Source organism: Myxococcus sp. AM010, from assembly GCF_013372585.1.
In the GTDB taxonomy this organism is placed as follows: Bacteria; Myxococcota; Myxococcia; order Myxococcales; family Myxococcaceae; genus Myxococcus; species Myxococcus vastator.
Map to the genome: position 1 here is coordinate 1 of NZ_JABXEO010000036.1, position 26,155 is coordinate 26,155.

Consider the following 26,155-nt stretch of genomic DNA (forward strand, 5'->3'; position numbering starts at 1 on the left):
GGGCTGGTGGGCGCGGGCGCCGTGGGCGGCGGCGACTCCCCGGGCGCCGGTGCGGTCGCCGAGGACCTTGGCGCGGGAGTGAGCTGCGCGGTGAGGTCGCGGTTGAGGGAGCGCACGTCGTCCTCGCCCAGCACCACCGTCTCCTCGGCCAGCGTGCGCTCACCCTGCGCGAGCGCCACGCGGTACGTCCCCGCGCGCAGCGGCAGCCGGGCCGGCGTGAGGTCCATGGGCTTGCCGTCCACCCGCACCATCAGCCCGGGGGGCGTGGACGTCACCAGCAGCAGGCCGCCGCGCGCCTCTTCCGTGGAAGTGGACTCCTGGCGAGGCTGAGCCCGGGCCGTGCCGCGCGCTGGCCGCGTGCGCTGGACGGAGCGGGCGGGGGCCGGCGTGGGCTCGCGCTGGGCCCGGGCCTGCTCGCCTTGCTGGCGCGCCTGTTCCCGCGTCCGCAGCTCGGCCGCGATGCGCAGCAGCTCCACGAGGTCGCCCTGGTCGTCCTTGCGCAGCCGCAGCGCCTCCGTGAAGTCGGCGACGGCCGCGTCGTAGTCCCGGTCCTCCAGCGCGGCCAGGCCCGCGGCGCGGCGGGCTCTGGCAAGCCCTTCATTCGGGTCCTCCCGCGGCGGCTCCACCGGCGCGGCGGGCGGCGGAGGCGTGGGGACCCGGGTGACGGCGTCCGGCGTGAGCTCGGGAGGGCTGTCGCGCCGACCGCGCACCACGCGATAGGCCACCACGTTGGCGGCGAGCGTGCCCAGGATGATGACGGCAATCCACGTCTTCTGTTTCATCGGAATCTCGTTGCCGCGCCGGCCGCGCCGGGCGGCAGCCGCTCAGGGGGCCAGGTACCAGAACAGCGCTGTGCCCACGGCCGCGCAGCCCGCGGCCAGGGCGATTGCCCACGGAAAGCCCTGGGCGCTCCCTTCGCGTGGCGCTTCCACCTCGCCATGCGCCCGCGTGGTGGCGGAGGTGCCGCTCGGCTCGCGCTCGGCGCTGGGGGCGGGCGTCCGGCCCGTGGAGGAGCTGCTGCCATGGGAGGTGCTGGAGGCGGGCAGCGCGGTGGGCGGCGGGCCCGTGACGCTGGACGGAAACAGCTCGGCGACGAGCGCCGCCATCTCATGCGTTCCCGACGCCCACTGCTGGGCGGCGCGGAAGCGCTCCAAGTCGTCCCGCAGCTCCCGGGCGCTCTGGTAGCGCGCGGCGGGCTCCTTCCGCAGCAGCCGGAGGATGATGCGCTCCAGCTCCGCGGGGAAGTCGGGCGTCCCCTCCGACGGCGGCGGCACGTTCGCCTGGGACGCGGCCATGATGGTGGCCTCCAGCGTGTCGCGCTTGAACAGGCGGCGCCCGGTGGCGGCTTCGTAGAGGACGATGCCCAGCGAATACAGGTCGGAGCGGTGGTCCAGCTCCTTGCTGGTGATCTGCTCCGGGGACATGTACGGATACTTGCCCTTCACCACCCCGGCGACGGTGCGCTCCGCGTTGACGGCGCTCTTCACGATGCCGAAGTCCGCCAGCTTGATGATGCCGTCGCGCGACACCAGCACGTTGCCCGGCGTGACGTCGCGGTGCACCAGCTTGAGCGGCGTTCCATCCGGCAGCGTCTTCGCGTGCGCGTACGCGAGCGCGTCCGCCACCGCGAGCCCCACGTCCACCGCCACGCGAATCCCCACCACCCGGCTGCTCCGGAGCGCCTGTCGCAGCAGCCGGTCCAACGAGTGGCCCTGAATCCACTCCATGGCCAGGTAGTACTGGCCGTCCACCCGCCCGAAGTCGAAGACCTGCACGATGTTCGGGTGCGTCAGCAGCGCGGCGACCTTCGCCTCGTCCGCGAACATGCGGCTGAACGACTCCAGGCTGGCGTACTCCGGCAGCACGCGCTTGATGACGCAGGACTTGGAGAACCCGTCGGGGCCGTCGATGGAGGCCAGATAGAGCTGGGCCATCCCACCGGTCGCCAACTGCTGGACAAGCCGGTACTTGCCGAATGAGCTGTCCTCGTTGTCCAACGTCGTCCCCAGGTATTTGCTGGAAAACGAGTAAGATATTGTCAGTGCCCCTACCCCACAAGTTTCCAGTCGGGTGGCAAATCTGTTGGAACCGTGGGGGCTGGAGGCGGCGCGGGCTCAGCGGCGCTTGGGCCGGGACTTCTTGGCGGCGGTCTTCTTCCGGCGGGACTTGCGCGGCGGCTCCGTCACCTCGGCGAAGCGCGCGCCGGTGATGCCGGCATGCTCCAGGGCCTCCTTGATGCCCTCTGACACGATGAGGCTCACCGGCCAGCCCCAGGTGCGGAACACCCGGGCGCCGTTCGTCTTCGTGGGGTCCACCCGGAGTCCGCTGACGTTGCGGTAGTGCCCCACGCGCTCGGGGAGGCCGTCCTCGGCGGTGTAGTGGATGACCTCCGCGCAGGCCCGGTCGTCGATGCAGCGCACCAGCCGGGTGGCGACGAGGATGAAGTGGGGCTCGTCGCGGTCCTCCACCTCCACCGGGAGCAGCTGTACGTCATCGGGCGCCAGCTCCCGGAAGACGGAGGCGACCCGCGCGGAGACGACGGGGGTGAGCCCCGCGCCCGCGAGCGAGAAGTCCAGCGGCGGTCCGGGCGGCGTCACCGTCAGGCGCAGCCTGCCCACGCTCCGCACGCGGGCGCCGGAGGTGAAGAGCCAGACGGAGTCCAGCTTCCGGTGGAGCTCCACCGCCACCGGGTCGCTCAGCTCGGGCCGGCCGGGGATGCGGAAGTCATCGTGGAGGTCGAAGTAGCGCGCCAGCCGGGTGGTGCGGGGGGGAGACCGGCGCGCGGCCGGCTTCTTCGTCCGGGGCCGCGCGTCAGCGGACACGTCGGCGAGGAGCATCTGCCGGGGGGCACCCGGCGTGGGGCCGGGACCTCTTGTCGGGGAGCGTCGCGTCAGGACGCGCAGCGCTTCCGTGAGCCGCCTGAACATCCGCCAATGTTACTTCCCCCTCCCGCGGGATGGGGGAGGAAGAAGCGGCGGACCTGGCTCTCCGCCGCCTCCCCGCCCGCTCGCGGGCCAGAGGCTACCAGGTGGTGTGCAGCGAGTAGCTCGCGGCCCGGGTGTCCAGGCTGAGGAAGGAGAACTGCCCCTCCGAGCACGTGCCGCTGTTGAGGAACAGCTTGCTGCCGTGCTCCACCCGCAGGCCCAGGTGGGTGTGGCCGGTGACGACGACGTCCGCGTGATGCGCGTTGGCCCGCGCCATGGCCCAGCGCTGGAAGGTGCACCGCTCCGGGTCCGGCAGCGCGTTGGTGATTTTCAAGTCCAGCGCCTGGAACCAGCGGAACATCGCCCGCATCCGCATCCGCCGCAGCCACGCCCCGGCCCACACCGCCGCCTCCGACAGCAGGCGCGCCTTGCGAATCATCCAGTCGTGGTGGTGTCCGTGGGTGAACAGCATCCGCACGCCGTCCGCCTGCAGAATCAGCTGGTCGGGCGCCCCCAGCACGGTGCCCGCCACCAGGTCGTGGTTGCCGTGGATGTAGTGGTAGCGCGGCAGCTCGAAGCGCCGGACGATTTCCGGGTGCGCCGCGCGGGCCGCCAGCAGCTCCGCCACCTTTCGCCCGGGCGTGCGCGGGGTGAGCGTCTCGAAGACGTCCCCGAGCAGCACGATTCGCTCGAAGTTGCCTTCCAAGAAACGGAGGAACCGCAGGAAGCCGGAGTCGTCGTGCCCGAAGTGGTCGGCGGCATCACGCCGCCCGAGATGAAGGTCCGAAATCACCGCGATCCGCATGCGCTCTCCCGAAGTGCTCCCGAAAGGTAGGAACTGCGTGCGGCGGCGGAATGGCCAGCGCGCGAAAATCCCGCTGCAACCGGATGCCATTCGTGTGTCGCCACCCTGTGCCCTTCCTCGTGGCCCGGCATCACTGACGCCAACGCCGGGGCTCCTGCCACCCTGCGCACGACCGGCGCATTCGTCCATGAGCCCTGTGTGCTTTGTGTCGCAACGCGGATGAACCGTGATTCGGCACCGGACATCCGCGGGCCCGCACCTCGCGCTTCCGCACATTGACTTGAAATCGTGTTTGTTTGACACTAACTAGGTGTCCTGAAGACACGAAGGCGGGCGGAGGGCCCATGGTCATCGGCTACATGAAGGCGGCACCGACGACGTACGTGATGCGGTTCGAGGGGGGAAAGGTGGTCCAGGAGGGGGCGGGGCTCTCGTTCTTCTACTGGAAGCCGTCGGCGACGCTGGTGTCGGTGCCGCTGTCCAGCGCGGACGTGCCGTTCGTGTTCAACGAGGTGACGCGGGACTTCCAGGCGGTGACGCTGCAAGGGCAGCTCACGTGGCGGGTGACGGACCCGCGCCGGCTCGCATCGTTGCTGGACTACTCACTGGGCTCCACGGGGCGCTACCGCTCGGATGACCCGGAGAAGCTCCAGGAGCGGCTGGTGCAGGTGGCGCAGGTGCGGGCGCGCTCGGTGGTGCAGGGGCTGACGCTGCGCGAGGTGTTGGTGCGCTCGGACGCCATTGAACAGCAGGTGCTGGCGGCCCTGGCCGTCGCGGAGCCGGTGAAGGCGCTGGGCGTGGAGGTCATGGCCTTCTCGCTGCTGTCGGTGAAGCCGGCGCCGGAGATGGCGCGGGCGCTGGAGGCCGAGTCGCGCGAGGCGCTGCAACGCGACGCGGATGAGGCCATCTACGCGCGCCGCAACGCCGCGGTGGAGCAGGAGCGGCGCATCAAGGAGAGCGAGCTGGCCACGGAGCTGGCGGTGGAGGCGCGGCAGCGGCAGATTCGCGAGGCGAAGATGGCCGCGGACATCGCGGTGGAGGAGCAGCGCGCCGCGCTGATGACGCGCTGGAGCGACAACGAGCGGCAGGCCGCGGATGCCCGCGCGTACGCGCTGGAGAAGACGCTGGCCCCCGTGCGCGGGGTGGACTGGAAGACGCTGATGGCCACGTCCGCGGGTGGTGGGGACCCGGCGCTCAACATCGCCCTGGCCTTCCGGGAGATGGCGGAGAACGCGCAGCGCATCGGCGAGCTGAACGTGTCGCCGGACCTCCTGCGCTCGCTGATGGGCGGCAAGGGCCGCGAGCGCTGAGGCCGGGGAGGGGACCATGTACGAGAAAATCGTGCTCGTCACGCGCCGCACGCGCATGGCGGGCCTGGTGGAGCGCTTCAACACCAGGAAGCAGGCGAAGTTCTACGTGGAGCACGCGGGCCAGGACTTCGACGAGTTCACCCGCGAGGACGAAGCCTACCGGTGCAACGTGGACACGCTGCGGGAGTCGCTGTCCTTCGGGCTGCCGGTGCAGCAGGTGGACCGGAGCCTGGTGCCCACCTTCCTCTTCACCGGCAAGGAGGTGGTGGTCGTCGCGGGGCAGGACGGGCTGGTGGCGAACGTGGCGAAGTACGTGGGCGAGCAGCCGCTGGTGGGCGTGAATCCGGACCCGGAGCGCTTCGACGGCGTGCTCTTGCCCCATGCGGTTTCGGGCGCGCGCGGGGCGGTGCGGCGGGTGTTGGAGGGCAAGGCGGCCTTCAAGCGCGTCACCCTGGCGGAGGCGCGCCTGGAGGACGGGCAGCGGCTGCTGGCCTTCAACGACTTGTTCATCGGGGCGCGCTCCCATGTGTCCGCGCGCTACCGGCTGCGCACCGGCGACGAGGAGGAGTCCCAGTCCTCCAGCGGCGTGGTGGTGTCCACGGGCGCGGGCGCCACCGGGTGGCTGTCCTCCATCTTCAACCTGGCGCGAGGCGTGACGGCCCACGCGGGTGGGGTGCCGTGCGCGCCCGTGCGCCTGGGCTGGGAGGACCCGCGGCTGATTTTCGTGGTGCGCGAGCCCTTCGCCAGCCGTCACTCGGGCGCCAGTCTGGTGATGGGCGACGTGACGGAGGAGCGCGAGCTGGTGCTGGAGTCGCGGATGGCGTCGGAGGGCGTCATCTTCAGCGACGGCGTGGAGGAGGACTTCCTCCGCTTTGGCGCGGGCGCTACTGCCCGCATCCGTCCCGCGCGGCAGCGCGCCAGGCTGGTGGCGGGCTGACGGCGCGCCACCTCGCGCGGCAGGGCGGTCCGCGCGAGGCTCGCGTCCTTGCCGTCAGGGCGTGACGGTGACCTCCACCACGGGGCACGGCACTTCCGCCGGGCGGAACCCGCCATTCGGAGCGGGCACCGGCTCGCCCTCCCGGGCGACGTCCATCAGCGGGCCCCGGAACGCGATGCGGTACGTTCCGGGCGTCTGCAGGTCATAGTAGCGGGCGACGTCCACCTTGCCTTCCACCGACGTGCCGGGGGAGAGGGTGAGGTAGCTGTCGGCCGTGGGCGGCGCGCGCTTCGCCATGGGCCCCCGGTAGTCGAGCGAGCCTCCGTCGCGAGACACGTCGAAGATTTCGTTGAGGACGCCCTCCAGCGGCGTGTGCCAGCCGAGCACGCGCAGGGCTTGCGCCGTGGGATTGCCGAGCTCGAACACCAGCTCCACGGGTTCGCCCGCGCGCACCTGCGCCGGGCCACTCAGCATGCACGTCAACGTCGTTGCCATGGCCGGGGCCTCCTGCGTCGCCTCAGCGGATGGCGCCACGTCCTGCCGCGCCGCGCACGCACCGCCCAGCATTCCCAGGGACAGCACCGCGACGCCCCACCGCCTACCGGAAGAGATGAACATGGGCCCACGATAACGCGCGCGGAACGCGCGCAGCCCGGTGTTCTGCATGACGAAGCCGTGGCCGTCCGCCGCGGCGCACTCCCCGCGGCGGCGCTCCGGGGCGCTGGGTCCCGGAGGCACCGCGCGCGTGCCCCTTCCGTCCGCTACTTGGCGGCGGAGGCCGGCGCGCCACCTTCCTGCGCCAGCGTGCGCACCAGCTCGAGCGCGCGCCGCACGTGCTCGCCGACGCGAACCTGCGACTCGAAGCTGTCGCGGACGACGCCCGACCGGTCCACCACGAAGGTGACGCGTCCAGGCAGCAGGCCCAGGAAGGACGAGGACACACCGAAGGCCTCGCGCGCCTCGCCGCGCGCGTCGCTGAGCAACTTGAAGGGCAGCCGGTGCTTCGCCGCGAAGCCTTCGTGCGAGCCCACCGAATCACCGCTGATGCCCACCACCTCCGCGCCCGCGGCGACGAAGTCCTCGTACTGGTCCCTCAGTCCGCAGGCCTGCGCCGTGCAGCCGGGCGAGTCGTCCTTCGGATAGAAGTAGACGACCAACACCTTCTGGCCCACCAAATCACGCAGCCGCACCGACTGCCCCCCCGCGCCGGTGAGGGTGATGTCGGGTACCGCATCGCCTTGCTTCAGCAACTTCGTCTTGGCCATGACGTCCTCGCGTCGCCCCGGAGTCAGGCCGGTGCGTTCAACGCCGGGCACATCCCATCCGGCCCGCCGCGTCCCCACAAGTAATCCGCCGTGCTGAAAGCGGCCGTCAAAGACGACCTCCGGATGCCTGCTCGCCGCCCTGGCGGTTGATACGGCGCCTAATGACTAACGTTCATTTCAACGCACCCTGAAAGTCGCCACCGCATCTCGTAGAGTGTGGGGGAAGCGGTGTCGCTCCCCCGTCCGGCAGGCGACAGCCCTGTGCGCGGCCGGACCCGAAATTTCGGGCACCACCGCTGTGGTCGTCTTAGCTTTCGAGGCAGGAAGAGGCAGCTTAGGTCAGAGGTCAGGGCGGAAACTTTCGCCGGAGTTGCGCGGCGCAGCGTTCAGGCGTAGGACGCAGCTTCGGGGGGTTGGTCAGGAGCGGACATGGTCGGCCTCGTCGTCGCAGCGCACGGACGTCTGGCGGAGGAGCTGGTCTCCACCGCGGAGCAGATCGTGGGAGAGCTTCCCGCGGTGGCAACCTGCAACATCGAGCCTGGGACTCCTGTCGAGGATATCCGGGCGAAGATGAAGCAGGCGATTGCCCGCGTGGATGAGGGTGCGGGCGTCATCATCCTGGCCGACCTCTTCGGAGGTACGCCCTGTAAGGAGTCGCTGATGATGTGTCAGCGAATGAATGTGGAGGTCCTTGCTGGCGTCAACCTGCCCATGCTGCTGAAGGCGAACTCGCTCCGCTCGGAGGAGCTGTCGCTACCGGAGATGGCCAACCAGCTGGCTTCCCACGGCCAGCGCAACATCACCTGCGCATCCGCCCTGCTTCGCGAGGCACAGCAGCCGCGAACTTGACGGACCCGCGCGGGTCGGCGATTCGAGACTGCCGTGATCACCCTGGTCCGCGTCGACAACCGCCTCATCCATGGTCAGGTCGTCGAGGCCTGGCTCCCGTTCCTCAAGGTCTCCCGAGTGGTCGTGGCGGATGACGAGGCGGCCTCCAGCCCTCTCATCCGCGCGGCCATGGCCCTGGCCGTCCAGAGCGCCATCGAGGTGCAGATTCTGCCCCTGTCCCAGGTGGACTTCGCCGCCCTGTCCAAGGACGGTGTGCGCACCCTGGTGTTGTTGAGGGATGTGGCCTCGGTGCCCTTCGCGCACGCGCATGGGCTGGCCATGGATGAGCTGAATCTGGGCAACGTGCACTTTGGCACCGGCCGCAGGCAGGTCTCCCCGTCCGTCTTCCTGGCGGAGGCCGAGCTGACGACGCTCCAGCAGCTGGCCGACCAGGGGGTCCGGGTGGCGGCCCGCGCGGTGCCCGCCGAGAAGCCCGTGGGCCTGCTGGACCTCCGCGAGCGGTGGGCGAAGGCCGGGTGAGCGCGTGAGCGTCGTCTGGACCCAGGTGGCGCTCGCGGGGCTGTGGGGCGGACTGGTGGCGTTGGAGCGCAAGGCGTTCCTCCAGGCCATGCTGTCCCGGCCCCTGGTCGCCGCCACTGTCATGGGCGCCCTGCTGGATGACGTGGCGTCCGGCCTGGCCATTGGCATGCTCCTGGAGCTGTTCTTCCTGGGCACCGCCAACCTGGGCGCCGCGCTGCCGGAGAACGACACCCTGGCGGCCACGGGCGCCAGCGCCGCCGCGGCCACGCTGTCCGCGGCCACGGGCGCGGGCTCCACGCCGGCCATCTGGTCGCTCGCCGTGCTGCTCTTCATCGGACTGGGACGCGTGGGGCGCAAGGGTGACCGGCTGCTGGAAGGCTACACGGCGCGGCTGGCCCGGGTGGCGCTGGCCTCCGCGGAGGCGGGAAATATCACCCGCGCCATGCGGCAGAACCTGTGGGGCATGTGGCCCCACTTCGCCGTGTACGGCACGCTCACCGCGCTGTGCGCGCTGCTGGGCTTCTTCATCGAGCCGCTGCTCCAGGCGCTGCCCCCCGTGGTGGTGCGCGGGCTGGCGTGGGCCTGGCCGGCCATGGCGTCCGTGGCGGCGGCCATCGCGGCGCAGGGCAGCCACGCGCGGCGCGCGCCGCTCTACGCGGGGCTGGGCGCGGCGGCGGTGACGGTGTCCGTCGTGTGTGTCCTCCTCCTGGAGGACCGATGAGCACGCCCCAGGCCGCGCTCTCCTTCGGCGTGCTGCTGCGCGTCTTCCTGCGCTCGCTCTTCCTCCAGGCGTCGTGGAACCCCAAGGGCATGCAGAACCTGGGGCTGGCCTACGCCGTCTACCCCGCGCTGATGGTGCTGTACCCGCGGGGGCCCGCGCGCGAGGAAGCGGTGCGCCGGCATCTGGTCTTCTTCAACACGCACCCCTACGTCGCGGCGGCGATTGTCGGCGGCGTCATCAACCACGAAGAGCGCATCGCCCGCGGCGAGGAGACGCCGGACAAGGTGGTGGCCTTCAAGGCCGCGCTCATGGGGCCCCTGGCCGCGCTGGGGGACGGCTTCTTCTGGCTGTCCCTCAAGCCCGCGACGGGGGCGGTGAGCGCCGCGCTGGTGCCGCTGTTGGGTGTGTGGGCGGTGCCGCTGTTCCTGGTGCTCTACAATCTGGTGCACCTGCTGCTACGGGTGCGCCTGTATTGGCTGGGCCTGACGCTGGGTGACAGGCTGGTGGAAGCAGTGGCTCGCGCCAACCTCCCCGCGCGGGGGGCCCGGCTGCGGGCGGTGGCGGCGGCGAGCGCGGGCGGTGTGGCCGCCTGGCTGGCGGTGTCATTCGGGGCCAACGCGGGTGGGCTGTATGCGCCCCTGCTGGCGGCCGGGTGCCTGGCCCTGGGGGTGGCGTCCTACGTGCTGGTCAGCCGTCGGGTGCCGAACTACGTGGTGCTCTATGTCGCGGCGGGCCTGGCCTGCGTGGCGGGAGCATTCCTCTAAGGAGAGTGGGAGTCGCGATGGCAAGCGTGGTCGAAGGGACATACGAGATCATCAACGCGCTGGGGCTGCACGCCCGGGCCGCGGCGCAGATGGTCAAGGTGGCCAACCGGTTCAAGAGCGAGGTCACCATCGAAGCCCAGGGACAGCAGGCCAATGCCAAATCCATCATGGGCGTGCTGATGCTCGCGGCGGCCCAGGGCACCCAGGTGAAGCTCACCTGCAAGGGCGACGACGCGGAGGCCTGTCTCCAGGAGCTGGCGAAGCTCATTGGGGACCGGTTCGGCGAGGCGCAGTGAAGGGTCGTTCGAAAAACGCGGTAGACGGACAGGAGCGGAAGGAACCGTGAGCAGCCAGGCCACCCCCACTTTGAGGTTGTTGGGCATCGGCGCCTCTCCCGGCGTGGCGGTGGGGCACGCCTTCATCCTGGACCGCAAACGCATCCGCACGCCCAAGCTGCGGCTGGCGGAGGCGGAGGTCGAGCCCGAGCGGATGCGGATGAAGACCGCCATCGACCTGTCGGACCGCCAGCTCGCCGAGCTGAAGGACCAGATTACGCGCACCGAGGGCAGCGACCACGCCCTCATCCTGGAGGCGCACCGGTTGATGCTCCACGACCCCATGCTCGTGGACGAGGTGAACCGGCTCATCATCGAGGACCGCATCAACGCCGAGTGGGCCGTCCGGCGGGTGGCGCGCAAAATCAAGCACCTGTTCGACAACATCCCGGACGAGTACTTCCGCGAGCGCCGCTCGGACGTGGACTACGTCGCCGACCGCATCATCCGCAACCTGATGGGGCAGGTGGTGGACGAGGAAGTGGAGGTCCCGGCGGAGGCCATCGTCGTCGCGCACGACCTGTCTCCGGCGGACGCGGCGCTGATGGCGCGCAGCGGCCGGGTGGGGGGCTTCGTGACGGACCTGGGCGGCCAGACGAGCCACACCGCCATCGTCGCCCGCGCGCGGGAGACGCCCGCGGTGGTGGGCGCCGGCCGGGCCAGCGAACAGATTTCGCCGGGCGACCTGGTGGCCATGGATGGCATCCGGGGCGTGGTGCTGGTGAACCCCTCGGACGAGCAGCTCGCCGTCTTTCGCGAGGAGCAGCGCCGCCACCAGGAGAGCGAGCGGCTGGCCCTGGCGACCAAGGACCTGCCCGCGGTCAGCACCGATGGCTTCCAGATTCGCCTCAACGGCAACATCGAGTTCCTGGAGGAAATCCCCTCGCTGCTGGCGCACGGCGCGGAGGGCATTGGCCTGTACCGCACCGAGTTCATGTTCCTGGACCGGAAGACGGCGCCCACCGAGGAGGAGCACTACCGCGCCTACCGCCAGGTGCTGGAGGCCATGGGCGGACGCCCCGTCACCATCCGCACCTTGGATTTGGGCGGTGACAAGGTGCCGGGCAAGACGAAGCACGAGAAGGAACCCAACCCGGCCATGGGCCTGCGGGCCATCCGCTACTGCCTGTCCAACCGGGAGCTGTTCCGCACCCAGCTGCGCGCCGTGCTGCGCGCCAGCGTGCACGGCAACCTGCGGCTGATGTTCCCCCTCATCTGCGGGGTGAGCGAGCTGCGCGAGGCCCGCAGCGAGCTGGAGGCCTGCCGCACGGAGCTGGGCCGCGCGGGGGTGCCCGTGGGCAAGCGCTTCCCCGTGGGCATCATGGTGGAGACGCCCAGCGCGGCCACCATCGCCGACCGGCTGGCCCAGGAGGCGGACTTCTTCTCGGTGGGGACCAACGACCTCATCCAGTACTCGCTGGCCATCGACCGCCAGAATCGCGAGGTCGCCTACCTCTACCGGCCCCTCCACCTGTCCGTGCTCCGGCAACTGCGCGGCATCATCGACGCGGGCCGGGCGGCCAACATCCCCGTGTCCATGTGTGGGGAGATGGCGGGAGATCCGCTCTACACGCTGATGCTGCTGGCGCTGGGCTTCGACGAGCTGTCCATGACGTCGGGGCAGATTCCGGTGGTGAAGCGCTTCCTGCGCCGGGTGAGCCGCGTGGACGCCATGGAGCTGCTGCAGAACGCCATGGAGCTGACCACGGCGGAGGAGATCGAGCGCTACGTGCGCACGGAGATGGACCGCCGCTTCAGTGAGACGATGGAGCCGGGCGCGCCGGGTGTAGGGAACGCGGAGCCCACGGACCACGAGCCCTCCGAGCACGGGGCCCCGCCCTCGGGACGGAACACGGCTTGACGCCGCCGCGCCCGTGAGGGCGGGGCGGATGGCGGTGGCTTGCCAACATGCCTACCGGACCCGAAGGGGATTCCGGACGCGCGCCGTCGTGTGCACCTTGCCGGGACGAGCGCAGGGGCCCGCCCCAGGAGCAAGCATGTTCAATCCCGCCAACATCCAGATGGGTATGACCGCGAGAGACCGGGACGGTGAGAAGGTAGGCACCATCATCGCCGCGGACGCGGCGGGTTTCTTCATCGGCAGGGGGCGCCTCTTCACGCGCGACTGCCGGAGGTCCTTCTCGGATGTGGCGGACATCGACGGCGAGGATGTCTACCTGCGTGAGGAGTTGTCGCACCTGCCGGACCTCATGCCGGAGGCCCTGGCGCCCGCGCGGCGCGCCTCCACCACGGCGGGCCTGCCGCTCCAGCACGATTTGACGGGTGGACTGGGCTGGGCGCACGACGACGCCGACGAAGAGCCCCCGGTGCCGTCTTCGGCCCGGGAGTCCTCCGGCATGGCGCGGCAGTGGGCCAGCGGGGAGGGCGAAGCGGCGCCTCGTCGCGAGGCGCCTTCCTCGGAGGCGCGGCGGCACACGCGCCACTGAGCGGCCGCCGCGGCGTGGCTCACCAGCTCGACTTGATGACGCCGGGAATCTCTCCCCGGAGCGCCTTCTCACGGAACGCGATGCGCGACAGGCCGAAGCGCCTCAGGTTGCCCCGAGGCCTCCCCGTCAGCGCGCAGCGGTTCGTCACGCGGTTGGGGTTCGCGTCGCGGGGCAGCGCCGCCAGCGCGTCCTGCGCCGCGCGCCTTTCTTCATGGGACACGGTGAGGTCGCGGATGCGGGCCTTCAGCGCCGCGCGGCGCTTCGCGTACTTCGCGACCAGGGCCTTGCGCTGCGCGTTGCGCGCGACCTTGCTCTTCTTCGCCATGGCTGTGTCTTTCTCGCTCAGGGGTTCGGGGGAGGGACGACGTTCAGGTGGGGCGGCGGCGCCGGGGCTTCGTCCGCGTCGTCCGCCGCGACGTCGACGAGCAGCGGGGGCGCGAACTCACGGCCACGAGGTCGGTGCCGCGCGGCGGCTCGGAGGCGGCGCGGACAGGTGGGGCGTCCATCGCGGCGGCGCATCAGAGCTTCACTCCCTCCGCGAGCAGCTCCCGCACCACGCGGTCGATGCCGCGCTGGTTGATGATGCGGATGCCGTGCGCGCTCACCCGCAGCTTCACGAAGCGGTTCATGCTGGGCACCCAGAAGCGGTGCCACTGGAGGTTCGGCAGCGAGCGCCGCTTGTGCCGGTTGTTGGCGTGGGAGACGGTGTTGCCGACGAGCGGCCGCTTTCCGGTGACCTGGCAGACCTTCGACATGGAGGGTTCCTTTAGAGTGCTTCAATGGAAAGAAAGAGTCGCCGCTGGCCACTTCCGGCGATGGCGGGGGAGCGGTGCACGGCGCCGTTGCCCTGATTGCCGGGCCAGGACTCGCCCTTGAGGAGCGCCACGTCGAAGCGCTCCAGCGCGTGGACAGTCGCGCCGGGCCGCGTGACGTCACCTGATGCGCCCAGCGCGCCGCGTACGACGTGCGCATTCTCCAGCCACTCGGTGGCCGGCCCCGCGTAGGTGCAGAGCAGCCGGACGCCCACGCGGTCCACGTGGAAGCGCGGGCACATGTCGCTGGCCAGGATGTGGAGGCGCACGCCCAGCTCCGCCGCCCCGACCAGGTCCGTGTAGAGGTGCAGCAGGAAGTGCACGTCCGCGAGCCAGGCCTCGAACAGAGGGCCCTGCGGCAGGCCGTCCAGCCGGCGCCGCAAGTCCGGCGCGTCGCCCCGCACCCGGGCGATGACGTCCAGCTCGCGCGTGGCCGTCACGTCGCTGAGCCACTGCGCCAGCGGCGCGTCCAGGCCCCGGCGCCAGACGCAGAGGTTGAGGTCCTCGCGGTAGACGTCCGCGAGCTCCTCGGGCGTCCACACGAAGGCGTGGGCGGGCGGCGCGAGGGGGCGGAGGGCGGAGTGCATCAGGCGTGCTCCTCGTCCTCTTCCGTCCGCTGCACCTGCCACTCGGGGAACGGGTCTTCCAGGCGCGCCCAGTGCTGGGGCCCGCGCGCCAGCTCCGCCGGCGTGAGCAGGCAGGCCTCGAGCAGGCGGGCCATCTCCTCGTGGTCCGCGTCCTGGGTGATGAAGACGATTTCCTGCCGCCGGTCGCCGTGCGGGCCCACGCACTCGCGCTCGATGTCGGCGCGCGCCTGGGCATCCTCCGGCCACTCGGCGCGGGGCATCGCGTCCCACCACACGCCGCCGGGCTCGAAGCTGCAGGCGCCGCCCGCCTGGGCCCAGACGCCGGCGATGTCCATCCGCGTGGCGAGCCAGAAGAAGCCCTTGGAGCGCAGCACGCCCTTCCAGCTCTCGTGGATGAAGTCCCACAGCCGCGCGGGGTGGAAGGGCACGCGGCTACGGAAGACGAAGCTGCGGATGCCGTAGGTCTCCGTCTCCGGCGTGTGCTCGCCTCGCAGCTCCTTGAGCCAGCCCGGGGCGCGCCGCGCGCGCTCGAAGTCGAAGCGGCCGGTGTTGAGCACGGCGGCGAGGGGCACGCGGCCCCGCTCGGCAGCGACGAGGTGCGCCTCCGGGTTGAGCTTGCGCAGGATGTCCTTGAGCCGGGCCAGCTCCTCCGCCGGGACGAGGTCCGTCTTGTTGAGGACGAGCACGTCCGCGAACTCCACCTGCTCCACCAGCAGGTCCACCACGGTGCGCTCGTCCTCGTCCGCCGCGGCCAGTCCGCGCGCCGCGAGGTCATCCGCGGCGTTCCAGTCCCGCAGGAAGTTGAGGGCGTCCACCACCGTGACGAGCGTGTCCAGCCGCGCCACGTCCGACAGGCCCTGGCCCTGCTCGTCCGTGAAGGTGAACGTCTCCGCGACGGGCAGCGGTTCGGAGATGCCGGTGGACTCGATGAGCAGGTAGTCGAAGCGGCCCTCCCGGGCGAGCCGGGAGACCTCCAGCAGCAGGTCCTCGCGCAGCGTGCAGCAGATGCAGCCGTTGGACAGCTCCACCAGCTTCTCGTCCACCCGGCTCAGCGCGCCGCCCGTCTTCACCAGCCGGCCGTCGATGTTCACCTCGCTCATGTCGTTGACGATGACCGCCACCCGCAGACCCTCCCGGTTCTGGAGGACGTGGTTGAGCAGCGTCGTCTTCCCCGCCCCCAGGAAGCCGGAGAGCACCGTGACGGGCAGCCGGGTCGCGGGCGCCGTCACGGCTTGCCCTCCACGAACAGCACATGCTTGCGCACGCGCGGGTCGTACTTCTTCAACTGGAGCTTCTCCTGCGACTTCCGCTTGTTCTTCGTCGTTGTGTAGACGTAGCCAGTGCCCGCCGACGACACGAGCTGGATGATGGTGCGGTTTCCCTTGGGCATGGTGGGCTCCGGCCGCCGCGGAGTCAGGCCGGGACGGTGGTAGTGGTTTCCGGGGTGTTGTTGTAACCAAGTTGCGTTAATGGCGCAAGCAGCAGCGCGGGCCGGACGTCCTGGAAGCGGGCGTCGCTAGGCCTCGGCGTCTTCGTCCGGGCCGCGCGTCGCGCTCCGCCGCTTGCGGTAGCGGTTGATGGCGCGCTCCAGGGGGCGCAGGCCCATCAGGCACAGCAGGGCAATGGCCATGGTGGTGACGGCGGCGAAGTAGAAGCCCAGGCCGGCCGCCAGGCCCACGGAGGCGGTGAGCCAGAGGTTGGCCGCCGTCGTCAGGCCCTTCACCTGTCCGTTGTGGCGCAGGATGACGCCCGCGCCCAGAAAGCCGATGCCCACCACCACCTGGCTGGCGATGCGGCCGATGTCGCCCCGGGTACCCTCGGGGGTGTCAGGGCCCAGCGCCACTTCGATGAAGACGCTGGCCAGCGTGAAGCAGCACGCGCCCAGACACACGAGGATGTGGGTGCGCAGCCCGGCCGCCTGGCCGCGCACCTCACGCTCCAGACCCAGCACGCCCCCAAGCAGGGCGGCCAGGGCCAGCCTCAGCGCGACCGTCTGTTCATCCACGAGCGGGGAGCCTACTCACCCAGCTCGATTTTCTCGTCCTTGTCCGCTTCGCTCAGTTCGGGATTGGGCAGGGTGTCCAGCGCGGCCGTCAGCAGCTTGCTGGACGGCACCACGTAGGGCGCCACTTCCTCACCCAGCTCCTGGACGTACTGGCCCACGCGCTGCGCGTAGTCCTCGTCCTTGGAGTTCCAGCTCCCGGCGGCCTCGGCGAACCAGACCTCTTCGCCGTCGCGGCAGCGCACCAGCTTCGCGTGCACCGCGGCCTCCGCGCCGCTGCCCCGGAGCTGAATCTGGGGGGACAGCCAGAGCACGCCCTCCAACCCCTCCACGCACAGGCTCTTGAACGTGGCGTCCGTGGGCACGTCAGGCAGCGCCGCGCTCTCCTTCACCAGGAAGTCGCGGTTCTGGTTCACCCACTGGCGGGCGATGAGGCTCCACAGCTCGCCCACGGCGACCTTGCCGTCGGGCAGCGGCTGCGTCACCACCACCAGGCGCTTCACCTGGTGCTTGTCCACCGTGTCGTAGTCACCGCGCAGCCGCTGATTCTTCACCGCGGAGCACCCGGACAGCAGGCCCAGCCCGAGCACGGGCAACAGTCGCTTCATCATGATGTCCCTCTCCCGGCCCCCTCCCGCGGGAAGGGGGCCTCCTTCAGGTGCACGCCCGGGCCAGGGCGGCTCAGGCCGCCTTCGGCTCGGAGTCCTTGCCACCGCCAGCCGCGCCGCCCCCACCCGAGGACGCGCCCGACTCGCGCTGACGCCGGTCGTACATGAGCTGCATCACCGCGGCCAGCACGGTGAAGGACACCACCAGCGTGGTGATGAGGCCAATGCACGCTACCAGACCCATGGAGCGCAGGCCGTTGTGGGCCGCGGCCAGCAGCGCCGCGAAGGCCACCACCGCGGTGAGCGTGGAGGACGCGACGGCCGCGCCCACGCTGCGCAGGGCCACCAGGGGGGAGGTGCCCTCCAGGAAGCGGTGGAGCAGGTACAGGCCGTGACTCACCCCGAAGCCCAGGAGGATGGGCAGGATGATGATGTTCATGAAGTTCAGGCGCAGCCCCGTCAGCGCCATGATGCCCAGCATCATCGCCACGCCCACGCCCAGCGGAATCACGGACGCCAGCGCCAGCTTCGCGTTGCGGAAGTCCAGGAAGTGCATGGCCAGAATCCACAGCGCGGTGAGCACCACCGTCACCTTGCCGTCCCAGAGGACGATGCGCGCCAGCCGCGCGTAGAGCTGCGTGGCGCCCGCGGCGCGGAACTCCTTCTCCACCGTGGGGGCCTTGGGGTCCCACGCGTCCTGGTCATACCTGCCCGGCGTGTACGCGGCCTTGATGACCTTCGTCTCGTCGGAGAACTTCAGCATCTTCTGGCCGTCCAGCAGGTCCACGCTCGCGTAGATGAACGTGAGGTAGCCGTGGTTCTCCGGCTTCGCGGAGGGCAGGTTGCGGAACTGGGCGGTGTAGTTGGACGGGACGCCGTGGACGTCAAAGGGCTTGGCGTCCAGCACCTTCTTGAAGAAGTCCGCGTTGGCCTGCATCTCCGGCGGCAGCGCGGCGACGGAGAAGCCTTCGTCCTCCAGTTGCTGCATCTCCGCCTTCCACTCCTCCAGCACCTTGGCGTTGGCCGCGGCCGTCTCCGCCGGGGGCACGAAGGTGAAGATGCTCACCACCTGGTCGATGGAGGGGTACTTCTCCGGGTTCTGCGTCAGCTCCCGGTACACACCCTCGGCCTCGTCCAGGTCCTTGGTGTAGATGGCCATCGGGTCGCTGGAGATGTTGAAGCGCTCGTTGATTTCGTCCTGGAGCAGCACGGACGACATGCCGTCGGGGATGAGCGCGCGGGTGTTGTAGTTGAAGCTCACGCCGTACTTGAGGCGCTCGAGGAAGCCCAGCTCCACGCCCTTGGGCGGCTCCTCCGAACCGGCCCAGGGCACCGCGGCGGCGCAGATGAGCGCGACGATGGTGGTGCTGATGCCCAGCACCCACTTCGGCTTGGGGATGCGCAGCTCCTTGCCGGTGGTGGCGGAGTTGGTGGGCGGCGGCTTCATCATGCCGATGAGCTTCTGGGGCAGCTCCGGGTTGATGCGGCCGGCCAGCGCCAGAATCGCCGCGCTCCAGCAGAACAGCGTCAGGCCCAGGATGAGCGTGCCCGCGCCGGCCAGGAAGCCGAACTGGCTGAAGCCGCGGAACTCGCTGACCATCAGCACGAAGAAGGAGCCCGCCGTCACCACCGCGGCCACCGCGGCCGGACGGCCCGCGTTCATCACCGCGTCCCGGATGGCCACGTCGTACGGCTTGCCCGCGCCCAGCTCCAGCCGCGTGCGGAAGACGAAGTGGATGCCGTAGTCGATGCCGAAGCCGAGCAGGATGCCGCCCAGGATGGACGTAATCATGTTCAGCTCACCCACCGTCGCGTAGGTGAAGCCCAGCGTGTACAGCGTGCCCACCACCGTCCCCGTCACGACGAGGAAGGTGGGCGCCAGCTTGCGGAAGAAGAGGATGGTGATGACGAAGATGGCGCCCAGGGCGATGAGCGTCACCGGCTCCAGCGACTCCTCAATCGCGTAGGAGTCATCCACCGTCGTCTTGTACGAGCCGGTGAAGCCGTAGGCGATGCGCTCCCCGTCGCCCATCCGCTGGTAGTCCTCCTCCAGCTTCACCTTGCCCGGCTGCGCGGAGTACGCGTCGAGCTGGCCCTTGAGCCGCTCCAGGTAGGCCTTCGTCTTGCCGATTTCGGTGTTGTCCCACATCGGCTTGACGAGCAGCAGGAGCATCTTCTTGTCGTCAGAGATGTTGTAGTCGTCGCGGATGCTCTTCTTGCCAATGGAAGAGTACTTGTCGACCAGGTCCTGCATGTTCAGCTCGACGGGCTCGGAGCCGCCCAGGTCGATGAAGAACGGGTTGCTGCGCTTCAGCTTGTCGCGCAGGAACGCCATGATGCGGCGCTTGCCCTCGACCAGGTCCTCCGTCTTCACGAAGAGGACCATGTTCTGCTGGATGAACTCGACGGGCAGCTTGTAGGAGACGTTGCGGACGTACTCCGTGTCCTCCTGCATGAGCTTCGCGAGGTCGTCGGCGGTGCGCTTGAGCGCGGCCTCGTCCGAAGAGCGCAGGGCGACCATGAGGAAGCCGCTGCCGCCCACCATGTCGATGACCTGCTTGACGTCCTTCACCTCGTCCAAATCCTGGGAGATGAGGTCGAGCTGGTTGGAGTTGATGTGCAGCTTCGACGTCCCCCACAGCGACACGGCCAGCAGGGCCAGCATCACCAGGAGGACCGCCCCGGGCCTGCGGACCAGCAGTCCGGCGAAGGCTTGGGCGAAACGGGAGTGGGAGTTCGGGTTTCTATCGCCGCTCATGCGGCGGCGACCCTACCGGCAAACGCCCGGGCCCGAAAGGCAAAGCCCGGCCGCCAGGCCGCTGCCCTGCCTCGGACGCCCGCGTCATGCCGGAGGGCGCCCCAGGCCCGTGCTCAGGGAGCGGGCGGCGCGGAGACCCGCAGCACGTCGTTTTCCGGTTCCTTGGGGGGCAAAAGGAACGAGCGCGGGTCCTTCACGAGGTGCGCGAGCACGGCGCGCAGGAAGGGCAGGGCCTCGCGGGTCGGGACGTCACGGGCGCGGACGGCCACCCCCAGCGCGAGCGAGAAGGACACCCCGAAGTTGATGAGGCCGGTGAGGGCCATGCCCGCCAGCGCGGCCAGGAACTCCGGCTGGAGCACCGCCCCAGGCCCCAGCGCCGTGCCCGCCAGGGAGAGCGAGCCCAGCACGAAGGTGACGTGGCGCACGTCCAGCCCCAGCCCGAAGAAGCCGCCCACCACGGGCCCCAGGGCCAGCAGGAAGCCCAGCGTCACGTTGGCCCCCAGGCCGGAGGCCGCGTGCTGGAAGCCCTCCGCCAGCCGCCGGGCGCGCGCCTCTCCCAGAAGCCGCCGCAGCACGCGGTGGTGGGCCAGCGCCTCGGGCAACCGCCGGTACACCACGAAGTTCTCCAGCCACCCGCCCGCCACGCTGCTCATCCACAGCATGACGCCCGTCATGACGGCGAAGATCAGCGTGCCGCTCTTCCACGGGTGCAGGGAGGCCACCGTGGCCTGGGCCTTGGCCGGGCTCATGAAGGCGTTGCCGGTGCTGAGCTGGTACCCCAGCGCGAACACGACGGCTGCTGGGGCCACCACGCCCAGGTTGCCCACGAAGGCCGCCAACTGGGAGCGGGTGATGCGCGGGATGAGCTCCACCAGGCTCGCCAGCCGCTCACCCCGGGCGCCTTCGCCCACCGCGCCCGCGAGCGTGGCCGCCGTCACGGACGGCTGCTTGGTGGCCAGGGTGAAGCCCAGCGCCTGGATGAGGAGGAAGGCCAGGGCGTAGTTGAGGCCCACGGCCAGGAAGGTGAAGAAGGGCGCCAGCAGCAAGCCCGACAGGAACGTCTTGTGGGCCACCGCCACCGCCGTCACCAGCCCGCCGCCCGCCGCGGAGTGCACCATGGCGTGGAAGCCCTCGCGGGTGCTGGTGATGTAGTGCTCGCCGGAGTGCCCCGCGCGTTCAATGACCTTGCGCGCCAGCATCCGCACGTTGCGCTTCACCAGCTCCACCACGGAGCGGTCCGCGTGCGCGCGCCGCAGCAGGTCCGACACCAGGGTCATGGCCTCGCGCCAGCGCGGCTCGCCCCGCGCGGCCCCCAGCACGCGGGCAATGGCCTCCATGCGCTCCAGGACCCGGCGGATGCGCTCCAGCCGGTACACCAGGTCCACGCTGACGCCCGCGTCCTCCAGGTGGCGTGACACGCTGCCCACCACCTGGCGGCAGTCCGCCACGCATTGCGACAAGTCCCGCAGCGTGTCCGCCGCCGCGTCGCGCGCCAGGACCGCGTCGCAGACGAGCCGCATCCGCAGGAAGGGCGAGGCGCGGAAGGACGTCTCCGGGCTGCGGTCGCGCACGTCCTCGGCCATGCCCAGGGCCGCCACCTGCACCGCCAGCAGCAGCAGCGCGTCCATCAAGTCCGCGCGCACGCGGGCGGCGGGCATGGGCTCTGGCGACGCGGGTTCACCGACCAGCGCCGCGAGCTGCGCGAGCCGCGCGGGGGACAGCCGCGCCAGCCAGTCCGCGTCGTCCGGGTCCGGGCACAGGCGCAAGAGCAGCTCCGACAGCTTGCCGGGCTCCGGCGGGGCGGGCAGCAGTGAACGGGCGAGCCGGTCCGACGCCTCCGCGAAGAAGCCCTGTCCGGCGGGCAGGCCCACCTGGGCGAAGAGCTTGAGGCCCCGGCTGCCCTCGAACACGGCGGACACCAGCCGGGTGAGGGTGGCGCGCATGGCGGGCTCGCCTTCGAGCACGCGCACCATCAGGGCCAGCCGGCTGTCGGCGGCGGAGGCCTCCGGTTCGGAGGCGTCCACCAGCGCGTGGGCGGGGATGCGCTCGCGCAGCCACTGCATCCAGCGCTCCACCCACTGGAGCCGGTCTTCCAGGCCGCCCTCGGGCACGTCGCACAGCAGCCGGTACAAATCCCGTACGGCGGAGTGGCCCGGCCGCCGGGCAGGTGCGGGCTACTTCTTCTTCACCTTCGCCAGCTCCGCGCGCATGCGCTCCAGCAAGAGGTCCCAGCCGCCCTTCGCCATCAGCGGCTTCACCTGCGTGTCCCGGATGTCCTGGAGCATGGACGAGCCCAGCACCGTCACGTCCACGACCTTCCAGGCGGCGGCCTCCTTCACCAGCCGGTACTTGAGCTTCATCTCCTGCGTCTTCAGCGGGTGCTTGATGAAGACGGTGGAGGCCACCGTGGCCTCGGCGCCCTGCACCTGGGAGGGCTCGTAGGTGATGGTGTCCAGGTTCTTGAAGTTCTCCCGCACGCGCGGGAAGGCGATGTTCGCGAAGAGGTCCTGGAACAGCGTGACGAACTCCTTGCGCTGCGCCTCGGTGCCCTCGGCCCAGTTGTCGCCGAGCAGGAACTTGCCCTGCTCCTCGCTGCCGAAGTGCTTGAGGGCCAGGGCGTCGCGCTCGTAGCGCACGGACTGCACCACGGTCTTCACCGGCTTGGCGACGGGGTCCTGCTTCGCGGCGAGCGCGGGGAGGGCGACGGCGAAGGTGGCCAGGAAGGCGAGGGTACGGTAGCGGGCGTTCATGTCGGGCTGTTCCTCCAGAGCGGATGCGCGGACGTCTGTTAGCCCAAGGGAACGTCCGGCGCCTCGCGAAATTCATGCGGAGGCGGAGAGCGGCCATGCGGCCGTCGCCGCCGGGACGCCGGGTGCTGGCGGATTCCGAAAAGTTGAATGATGCGGCCCGCTTGCGCGTTTGACTCCTCTAGGACGCCACGTTTAGTGTCCGGCTTTCGCGCACTGTCAGCGCAGCCTCTGAGACGACATGCCTACCGACTTCCTGTTCACGTCTGAATCCGTCACTGAAGGCCACCCGGACAAGATCGCCGATCAGATCTCCGACGGTGTGCTGGATGCCATCATCGCCAAGGACCCTCAAGCGCGCGTCGCAGTGGAGACGCTCGTCAAGACGGGCCTCGCCATCGTCGCGGGTGAGGTGACGACGAACTGTTACGTGGACATCCCGAAGATCGTCCGCGGCACCATCTGCCGCATCGGGTACACCGACAGCGCCATGGGCTACGACGGCAACACCTGCGGCGTCATGGTGGCCATCGAAGGCCAGAGCCAGGACATCGCCCGGGGTGTCGACAACAAGAAGGACCAGGGCGCCGGCGACCAGGGCATGATGTTCGGCTTCGCGTGCGACGAGACGCCGGAGCTGATGCCGGCCCCCATCCACTACGCCCACGCCATCACCCGCCGCCTGGCGGACGCGCGTCGCAAGCAGCACCCGTGGATTCGCCCGGACGGCAAGAGCCAGGTGACGGTGGAGTACCGCGACGGCCGCCCCGTCCGCATCGACGCGGTGGTGGTGTCCACGCAGCACTCCGATGAGGTCTCCAACAAGAAGATCCAGGAGGCCATCCGCGAGGACGTCATCGCGAAGGCGCTGCCCAAGAAGCTCATCGACAACAAGACGAAGTTCTTCATCAACCCCACCGGCCGCTTCGTGGTGGGTGGCCCCATGGGTGACTCCGGCCTGACGGGCCGGAAGATCATCGTGGACACCTACGGCGGCATGGGCCGTCACGGTGGCGGCGCGTTCAGCGGCAAGGACCCGTCCAAGGTGGACCGCTCGGCCGCGTACATGGGCCGGCACATCGCCAAGACGGTGGTGGCCGCGGGCTTGGCCCGGCGCTGCGAGGTGCAGGTGTCCTACGCCATCGGCGTGGCCGAGCCCGTCAGCGTCATGGTGGAGACCTTCGGCACCGCCACGGTCCCGGAGGAGCGCATCGCCCTGGCCGTCCGCAAGACGTTCGGCCTGCGCCCGCGCGAAATCACCGAGTACCTGAATCTGCTGCGGCCCATCTACCAGAAGACCGCCGCCTACGGGCACTTCGGCCGCACGGAGAAGGAGTTCTCCTGGGAGCGCATCGAGGAGAAGAAGGACGCGCTGCGGGATGCCGCCAAGGGCGCCACGCCCTCGGGTGGCCGCCGCCTGAAGGCCGTCTGAGTCAGGGCGCTTCGATTCGGGCCTCACGCCGCCTCGCCGGCGCGTGAGGGCCCGCAAGCACACGGGCCGCTTCCCAGGGAGGGAGGCGGCCCGTGGTGCTTCAAGGCTCCGGCAGGGCGGGCCCTCGCCCCGGGACAGGCGGGCGAGGGCGACAGCGGACCGCTTAGTAGCGGTAGGTGTCCGGCTTGTACGGGCCGGAGGTCTTCACGCCGATGTAGTCGGCCTGCTCCTGGCTCAGCTCGGTGAGCTGCGCGTTGAGCTTCTTGAGCTGGAGGCGAGCGACCTTCTCGTCCAGGTGCTTGGGCAGCACGTACACCTTGCCGACCTCGTAGTTGGCGCTCTGCGAGTACAGCTCAATCTGCGCAATGGTCTGGTTCGCGAACGAGCTGGACATCACGTAGCTGGGGTGGCCGGTGCCGCAGCCCAGGTTCACCAGCCGGCCCTTGGCCAGCAGGATGATGCGCTTGTTGTCCGGGAAGATGACGTGGTCGACCTGCGGCTTGATCTCCTCCCACTGGTACTTCTCCAGGGCGGCGACCTCGATTTCGTTGTCGAAGTGGCCGATGTTGCAGACGATGGCCTGGTCCTTCATCTTCGCCATGTGGTCGTGCGTGATGACGCCCTTGTTGCCGGTGGCCGTCACGAAGATGTCCGCCTTGTCCGCGGCGTAGTCCATGGTGACGACGCGGTAGCCTTCCATGGCCGCCTGGAGCGCGCAGATGGGGTCGATCTCCGTCACCCACACCTGGGCGGACAGCGCGCGCAGCGCCTGCGCGGAGCCCTTGCCCACGTCGCCGTAGCCCGCGACGACGGCGATTTTTCCGGCGACCATCACGTCCGTGGCGCGCTTGATGCCGTCCACCAGCGACTCACGGCAGCCGTACAGGTTGTCGAACTTGCTCTTCGTCACGCTGTCGTTGACGTTGATGGCGCGGAACAGGAGCGTGCCCTTGGCGGACATCTCCTGGAGGCGGTGCACGCCCGTGGTCGTCTCCTCGGTGACGCCCAGAATCTTCGCGCTCTTGCGCGTGTACCAGGTGCCGTCCTCGGCCAGCTTCGCCTTGATGGCGGCGTACAGCTCGCGCTCTTCCTCGCTCTGGGGGTTGGCCAGGACGCTGGCGTCCTTCTCCGCGCGCTTGCCCAGGTGCATGAGCAGCGTGGCGTCACCGCCGTCGTCCAGAATCATGTTCGGACCTTCGTGCTCGCTGCCCGCGGGGCCGAAGTCGAAGATGCGGTGGGTGAAGTCCCAGTACTCCTTGAGGGACTCGCCCTTGTGCGCGAACACGGGCGTGCCGACCTTCACCAGCGCGGCGGCGGCGTGGTCCTGCGTGGAGTAGATGTTGCACGACGCCCAGCGGACCTCGGCGCCCAGCGCCTGGAGCGTCTCCACCAGCACGGCCGTCTGGATGGTCATGTGCAGCGAGCCCGTCACGCGCGCGCCCTTGAGCGGCTGCGTCTTGGCGTATTCCTCGCGGATGGCCATGAGCGCGGGCATTTCGCTCTCGGCGATGCGGATTTCCTTGCGGCCCCAGTCGGCGAGCGACAGGTCGGCGATGGCGTAATCCTGCTTCTGGGACTTGGTTGCGGCGGTCATGGCAATGGCTCCTGGTCCAGCGGGCGCGGCGCCCCGGGCTCGGGAATGGTCGGTGTGGATGCTGCGACGACTCACCCTCGCAAGAGACGCGGACAGGTGAGCGCCGTTGGGTGATTCCGCTTCGAGCCTGGGGCCGGTTCCGGCCTCGCAGCGCTCCTCGAAGTCAGCGGGGAACCTACGAAAAGGGCCCCTTCATTTCAACGGGAGACTGCCGCCTCCCAGGGCGGGCGGACAGCCTGCTCCATCCACTTTCAGACGCCCACCTGGCGAGGGAACGTGGCGAGCGTGAGGGACTCGGGTGGGACGGAGAGCGCCTTGGGCGCCAGCGCCGTGCCGGACAGGTAGCGCCAGCCGGCGCCGTCATGGCGGAAGTCGGAGCGCTCCACGAAGGAGCGGTCCTTTCCCTTCTCGAACACCTTGGCGAAGAAGAGCACCTGCGCCAGCCCGTCCCCGTCCGGTGCCCGGCGGTCCATCACCACCAGCTTCGGGTACTGGTGCGCCTGGGCGAAGGCGCGCAGCTCGCGCAGGACCTCGTCCTGGGGGCGCGCGCGGTCGGGGTGGCTGGGGTGCAGCGTCTTCCATAGCCAGTCCACCTCGCGCAGGGCGAAGGCGCTGTAGCGGCTGCGCATGAGGCGCTCGGCGTCGGGCGGCTCGGCCTCGCCGCGGTGGAAGGGCGCGCAGCACTCGCGGTAGCGCAGGCCGGAGGAGCAGGGACAGAGGGGGGCAGGGGGCATGGTGC

General features: G+C 70.1%; 29 protein-coding genes and 1 riboswitch. Of the genes, 10 read left to right on the forward strand and 19 right to left on the reverse strand.

Annotation, left to right across the window (positions count from 1 at the left end):
* From HV826_RS17890 to HV826_RS17905, 4 genes are all read right to left on the reverse strand, one after another.
* Nucleotides 1–782: PEGA domain-containing protein (locus tag HV826_RS17890; protein ID WP_176418244.1), on the reverse strand; the 782-nt coding region annotated here is incomplete at its 3' end.
* Between the two features lie 42 nt (nucleotides 783–824).
* Complete coding sequence (locus tag HV826_RS17895) at nucleotides 825–1,997, reverse strand: serine/threonine-protein kinase (protein ID WP_176418245.1); 1,173 nt, start codon at nucleotides 1,995–1,997, stop codon at nucleotides 825–827.
* A 117-nt stretch (nucleotides 1,998–2,114) separates the two neighbouring features.
* On the reverse strand, nucleotides 2,115–2,837 hold the full coding sequence (locus HV826_RS17900; protein WP_176418246.1) for an imm11 family protein: 723 nt from the start codon (nucleotides 2,835–2,837) through the stop codon (nucleotides 2,115–2,117).
* Nucleotides 2,838–3,021: 184 nt separating this feature from the next.
* Nucleotides 3,022–3,729, reverse strand: a complete 708-nt coding sequence (locus tag HV826_RS17905; RefSeq protein ID WP_176418247.1) for a metallophosphoesterase family protein — start codon at nucleotides 3,727–3,729, stop codon at nucleotides 3,022–3,024.
* Nucleotides 3,730–4,073: 344 nt separating this feature from the next.
* Here HV826_RS17905 and HV826_RS17910 point away from each other — a divergent pair, with 344 nt between their 5' ends.
* Together HV826_RS17910 and HV826_RS17915 are read left to right on the forward strand one after the other, a co-directional pair.
* Nucleotides 4,074–5,039 carry an SPFH domain-containing protein gene (locus tag HV826_RS17910; RefSeq protein WP_176418248.1) on the forward strand — a complete coding sequence of 322 codons (966 nt, stop codon included), beginning with the start codon at nucleotides 4,074–4,076 and terminating at the stop codon, nucleotides 5,037–5,039.
* A gap of 16 nt (nucleotides 5,040–5,055) precedes the next feature.
* A complete protein-coding gene (locus tag HV826_RS17915) occupies nucleotides 5,056–5,976 on the forward strand; it encodes an NAD+ kinase (RefSeq protein ID WP_176418249.1) in 921 nt (306 codons plus the stop codon).
* A 54-nt stretch (nucleotides 5,977–6,030) separates the two neighbouring features.
* Here HV826_RS17915 and HV826_RS17920 read toward each other — a convergent pair whose 3' ends face one another.
* Nucleotides 6,031–6,714, reverse strand: a complete 684-nt coding sequence (locus tag HV826_RS17920) for a protease (protein WP_368670946.1) — start codon at nucleotides 6,712–6,714, stop codon at nucleotides 6,031–6,033.
* Nucleotides 6,715–6,737: 23 nt separating this feature from the next.
* The gene (locus HV826_RS17925) at nucleotides 6,738–7,241 is read right to left on the reverse strand and encodes a peroxiredoxin (RefSeq protein ID WP_176418250.1); all 504 of its coding nucleotides are present in this window, start codon (nucleotides 7,239–7,241) and stop codon (nucleotides 6,738–6,740) included.
* A 429-nt stretch (nucleotides 7,242–7,670) separates the two neighbouring features.
* Between HV826_RS17925 and HV826_RS17930 the strand changes: the two genes are divergently transcribed.
* The 7 genes from HV826_RS17930 to HV826_RS17960 all read left to right on the forward strand — a co-directional run bounded on the left by HV826_RS17930 (nucleotide 7,671) and on the right by HV826_RS17960 (nucleotide 12,876).
* Complete coding sequence (locus tag HV826_RS17930; RefSeq protein WP_140795462.1) at nucleotides 7,671–8,090, forward strand: PTS sugar transporter subunit IIA; 420 nt, start codon at nucleotides 7,671–7,673, stop codon at nucleotides 8,088–8,090.
* 33 nt (nucleotides 8,091–8,123) lie between these two features.
* Nucleotides 8,124–8,609 carry a PTS sugar transporter subunit IIB gene (locus HV826_RS17935; protein WP_176418251.1) on the forward strand — a complete coding sequence of 162 codons (486 nt, stop codon included), beginning with the start codon at nucleotides 8,124–8,126 and terminating at the stop codon, nucleotides 8,607–8,609.
* A 4-nt stretch (nucleotides 8,610–8,613) separates the two neighbouring features.
* A complete protein-coding gene (locus HV826_RS17940; RefSeq protein WP_176418252.1) occupies nucleotides 8,614–9,330 on the forward strand; it encodes a PTS sugar transporter subunit IIC in 717 nt (238 codons plus the stop codon).
* The gene (locus tag HV826_RS17945) at nucleotides 9,327–10,094 is read left to right on the forward strand and encodes a PTS system mannose/fructose/sorbose family transporter subunit IID (RefSeq protein WP_176418253.1); all 768 of its coding nucleotides are present in this window, start codon (nucleotides 9,327–9,329) and stop codon (nucleotides 10,092–10,094) included. The genes HV826_RS17940 and HV826_RS17945 overlap by 4 nt, the downstream gene beginning before the upstream one ends.
* Nucleotides 10,095–10,111: 17 nt before the next feature.
* Nucleotides 10,112–10,390, forward strand: a complete 279-nt coding sequence (locus HV826_RS17950; RefSeq protein ID WP_163783964.1) for an HPr family phosphocarrier protein — start codon at nucleotides 10,112–10,114, stop codon at nucleotides 10,388–10,390.
* Between the two features lie 46 nt (nucleotides 10,391–10,436).
* Nucleotides 10,437–12,290: a phosphoenolpyruvate--protein phosphotransferase gene (ptsP, locus tag HV826_RS17955; protein WP_176418254.1), complete on the forward strand. Its 1,854-nt coding sequence runs from the start codon at nucleotides 10,437–10,439 to the stop codon at nucleotides 12,288–12,290.
* A 136-nt stretch (nucleotides 12,291–12,426) separates the two neighbouring features.
* Nucleotides 12,427–12,876, forward strand: a complete 450-nt coding sequence (locus HV826_RS17960) for a hypothetical protein (protein WP_176418255.1) — start codon at nucleotides 12,427–12,429, stop codon at nucleotides 12,874–12,876.
* A 19-nt stretch (nucleotides 12,877–12,895) separates the two neighbouring features.
* On the opposite strand, the gene rpsN is transcribed toward HV826_RS17960, so the two are convergent.
* From rpsN to HV826_RS18015, 11 genes are all read right to left on the reverse strand, one after another.
* Nucleotides 12,896–13,201, reverse strand: a complete 306-nt coding sequence (gene rpsN / locus HV826_RS17965; RefSeq protein ID WP_176418256.1) for a 30S ribosomal protein S14 — start codon at nucleotides 13,199–13,201, stop codon at nucleotides 12,896–12,898.
* A 17-nt stretch (nucleotides 13,202–13,218) separates the two neighbouring features.
* Nucleotides 13,219–13,395: a hypothetical protein gene (locus tag HV826_RS17970; RefSeq protein WP_176418257.1), complete on the reverse strand. Its 177-nt coding sequence runs from the start codon at nucleotides 13,393–13,395 to the stop codon at nucleotides 13,219–13,221.
* Nucleotides 13,395–13,631: a 50S ribosomal protein L28 gene (gene rpmB, locus HV826_RS17975; RefSeq protein ID WP_002633194.1), complete on the reverse strand. Its 237-nt coding sequence runs from the start codon at nucleotides 13,629–13,631 to the stop codon at nucleotides 13,395–13,397. The genes HV826_RS17970 and rpmB overlap by 1 nt, the downstream gene beginning before the upstream one ends.
* Before the next feature lie 11 nt (nucleotides 13,632–13,642).
* Nucleotides 13,643–14,275: a DUF1826 domain-containing protein gene (locus HV826_RS17980; protein ID WP_176418258.1), complete on the reverse strand. Its 633-nt coding sequence runs from the start codon at nucleotides 14,273–14,275 to the stop codon at nucleotides 13,643–13,645.
* Entirely contained in the window at nucleotides 14,275–15,504 is a 1,230-nt protein-coding gene (gene zigA / locus HV826_RS17985) for a zinc metallochaperone GTPase ZigA (RefSeq protein WP_176418259.1), read from the reverse strand. Before zigA ends, HV826_RS17980 begins: the two co-directional genes overlap by 1 nt.
* Nucleotides 15,501–15,665: a 50S ribosomal protein L33 gene (gene rpmG / locus HV826_RS17990; protein ID WP_176418260.1), complete on the reverse strand. Its 165-nt coding sequence runs from the start codon at nucleotides 15,663–15,665 to the stop codon at nucleotides 15,501–15,503. The genes zigA and rpmG overlap by 4 nt, the downstream gene beginning before the upstream one ends.
* A gap of 126 nt (nucleotides 15,666–15,791) precedes the next feature.
* Nucleotides 15,792–16,280, reverse strand: a complete 489-nt coding sequence (locus tag HV826_RS17995; RefSeq protein WP_176418261.1) for an MgtC/SapB family protein — start codon at nucleotides 16,278–16,280, stop codon at nucleotides 15,792–15,794.
* 11 nt (nucleotides 16,281–16,291) lie between these two features.
* Entirely contained in the window at nucleotides 16,292–16,888 is a 597-nt protein-coding gene (locus HV826_RS18000) for an MXAN_6521/LA_1396 family lipoprotein (protein ID WP_176418262.1), read from the reverse strand.
* 70 nt (nucleotides 16,889–16,958) lie between these two features.
* Nucleotides 16,959–19,643, reverse strand: a complete 2,685-nt coding sequence (locus HV826_RS18005; protein WP_176418263.1) for an RND family transporter — start codon at nucleotides 19,641–19,643, stop codon at nucleotides 16,959–16,961.
* Between the two features lie 113 nt (nucleotides 19,644–19,756).
* Complete coding sequence (locus tag HV826_RS18010) at nucleotides 19,757–21,754, reverse strand: site-specific recombinase (RefSeq protein ID WP_368670947.1); 1,998 nt, start codon at nucleotides 21,752–21,754, stop codon at nucleotides 19,757–19,759.
* Nucleotides 21,755–21,817: 63 nt separating this feature from the next.
* Nucleotides 21,818–22,393: an ABC transporter substrate-binding protein gene (locus tag HV826_RS18015; RefSeq protein ID WP_176418265.1), complete on the reverse strand. Its 576-nt coding sequence runs from the start codon at nucleotides 22,391–22,393 to the stop codon at nucleotides 21,818–21,820.
* Between the two features lie 238 nt (nucleotides 22,394–22,631).
* Here HV826_RS18015 and metK point away from each other — a divergent pair, with 238 nt between their 5' ends.
* Nucleotides 22,632–23,822, forward strand: coding sequence for a methionine adenosyltransferase (gene metK, locus HV826_RS18020; RefSeq protein WP_176418266.1), 1,191 nt, complete (start codon nucleotides 22,632–22,634; stop codon nucleotides 23,820–23,822).
* A gap of 163 nt (nucleotides 23,823–23,985) precedes the next feature.
* Here the strand turns inward: metK and ahcY are convergent, their stop codons facing one another.
* Nucleotides 23,986–25,416, reverse strand: a complete 1,431-nt coding sequence (ahcY, locus tag HV826_RS18025; RefSeq protein ID WP_176418267.1) for an adenosylhomocysteinase — start codon at nucleotides 25,414–25,416, stop codon at nucleotides 23,986–23,988.
* Between the two features lie 91 nt (nucleotides 25,417–25,507).
* A riboswitch (S-adenosyl-L-homocysteine riboswitch) is annotated at nucleotides 25,508–25,581 on the reverse strand.
* Between the two features lie 86 nt (nucleotides 25,582–25,667).
* Nucleotides 25,668–26,150 (reverse strand): YchJ family protein, encoded by a 483-nt coding sequence (locus tag HV826_RS18030; protein ID WP_176418268.1) that lies wholly within the window; start codon nucleotides 26,148–26,150, stop codon nucleotides 25,668–25,670.
* Nucleotides 26,151–26,155: the final 5 nt, after the last annotated feature.

What these genes read in the sequence shown, in the direction of transcription:
- HV826_RS17900 (WP_176418246.1), bottom strand. Translation starts at nt 2,837, where the DNA reads ATGCTCCTCGCCGACGTGTCCGCTGACGCGCGGCCCCGGACGAAGAAG.
- HV826_RS17905 (WP_176418247.1), bottom strand. Translation starts at nt 3,729, where the DNA reads ATGCGGATCGCGGTGATTTCGGACCTTCATCTCGGGCGGCGTGATGCC.
- HV826_RS17910 (WP_176418248.1), top strand. Translation starts at nt 4,074, where the DNA reads ATGGTCATCGGCTACATGAAGGCGGCACCGACGACGTACGTGATGCGG.
- HV826_RS17915 (WP_176418249.1), top strand. Translation starts at nt 5,056, where the DNA reads ATGTACGAGAAAATCGTGCTCGTCACGCGCCGCACGCGCATGGCGGGC.
- HV826_RS17925 (WP_176418250.1), bottom strand. Translation starts at nt 7,241, where the DNA reads ATGGCCAAGACGAAGTTGCTGAAGCAAGGCGATGCGGTACCCGACATC.
- HV826_RS17930 (WP_140795462.1), top strand. Translation starts at nt 7,671, where the DNA reads ATGGTCGGCCTCGTCGTCGCAGCGCACGGACGTCTGGCGGAGGAGCTG.
- HV826_RS17945 (WP_176418253.1), top strand. Translation starts at nt 9,327, where the DNA reads ATGAGCACGCCCCAGGCCGCGCTCTCCTTCGGCGTGCTGCTGCGCGTC.
- HV826_RS17950 (WP_163783964.1), top strand. Translation starts at nt 10,112, where the DNA reads ATGGCAAGCGTGGTCGAAGGGACATACGAGATCATCAACGCGCTGGGG.
- HV826_RS17960 (WP_176418255.1), top strand. Translation starts at nt 12,427, where the DNA reads ATGTTCAATCCCGCCAACATCCAGATGGGTATGACCGCGAGAGACCGG.
- rpsN (WP_176418256.1), bottom strand. Translation starts at nt 13,201, where the DNA reads ATGGCGAAGAAGAGCAAGGTCGCGCGCAACGCGCAGCGCAAGGCCCTG.
- HV826_RS17970 (WP_176418257.1), bottom strand. Translation starts at nt 13,395, where the DNA reads ATGCGCCGCCGCGATGGACGCCCCACCTGTCCGCGCCGCCTCCGAGCC.
- rpmB (WP_002633194.1), bottom strand. Translation starts at nt 13,631, where the DNA reads ATGTCGAAGGTCTGCCAGGTCACCGGAAAGCGGCCGCTCGTCGGCAAC.
- HV826_RS17980 (WP_176418258.1), bottom strand. Translation starts at nt 14,275, where the DNA reads ATGCACTCCGCCCTCCGCCCCCTCGCGCCGCCCGCCCACGCCTTCGTG.
- rpmG (WP_176418260.1), bottom strand. Translation starts at nt 15,665, where the DNA reads ATGCCCAAGGGAAACCGCACCATCATCCAGCTCGTGTCGTCGGCGGGC.
- HV826_RS18000 (WP_176418262.1), bottom strand. Translation starts at nt 16,888, where the DNA reads ATGATGAAGCGACTGTTGCCCGTGCTCGGGCTGGGCCTGCTGTCCGGG.
- HV826_RS18005 (WP_176418263.1), bottom strand. Translation starts at nt 19,643, where the DNA reads ATGAGCGGCGATAGAAACCCGAACTCCCACTCCCGTTTCGCCCAAGCC.
- HV826_RS18015 (WP_176418265.1), bottom strand. Translation starts at nt 22,393, where the DNA reads ATGAACGCCCGCTACCGTACCCTCGCCTTCCTGGCCACCTTCGCCGTC.
- metK (WP_176418266.1), top strand. Translation starts at nt 22,632, where the DNA reads ATGCCTACCGACTTCCTGTTCACGTCTGAATCCGTCACTGAAGGCCAC.
- ahcY (WP_176418267.1), bottom strand. Translation starts at nt 25,416, where the DNA reads ATGACCGCCGCAACCAAGTCCCAGAAGCAGGATTACGCCATCGCCGAC.
- HV826_RS18030 (WP_176418268.1), bottom strand. Translation starts at nt 26,150, where the DNA reads ATGCCCCCTGCCCCCCTCTGTCCCTGCTCCTCCGGCCTGCGCTACCGC.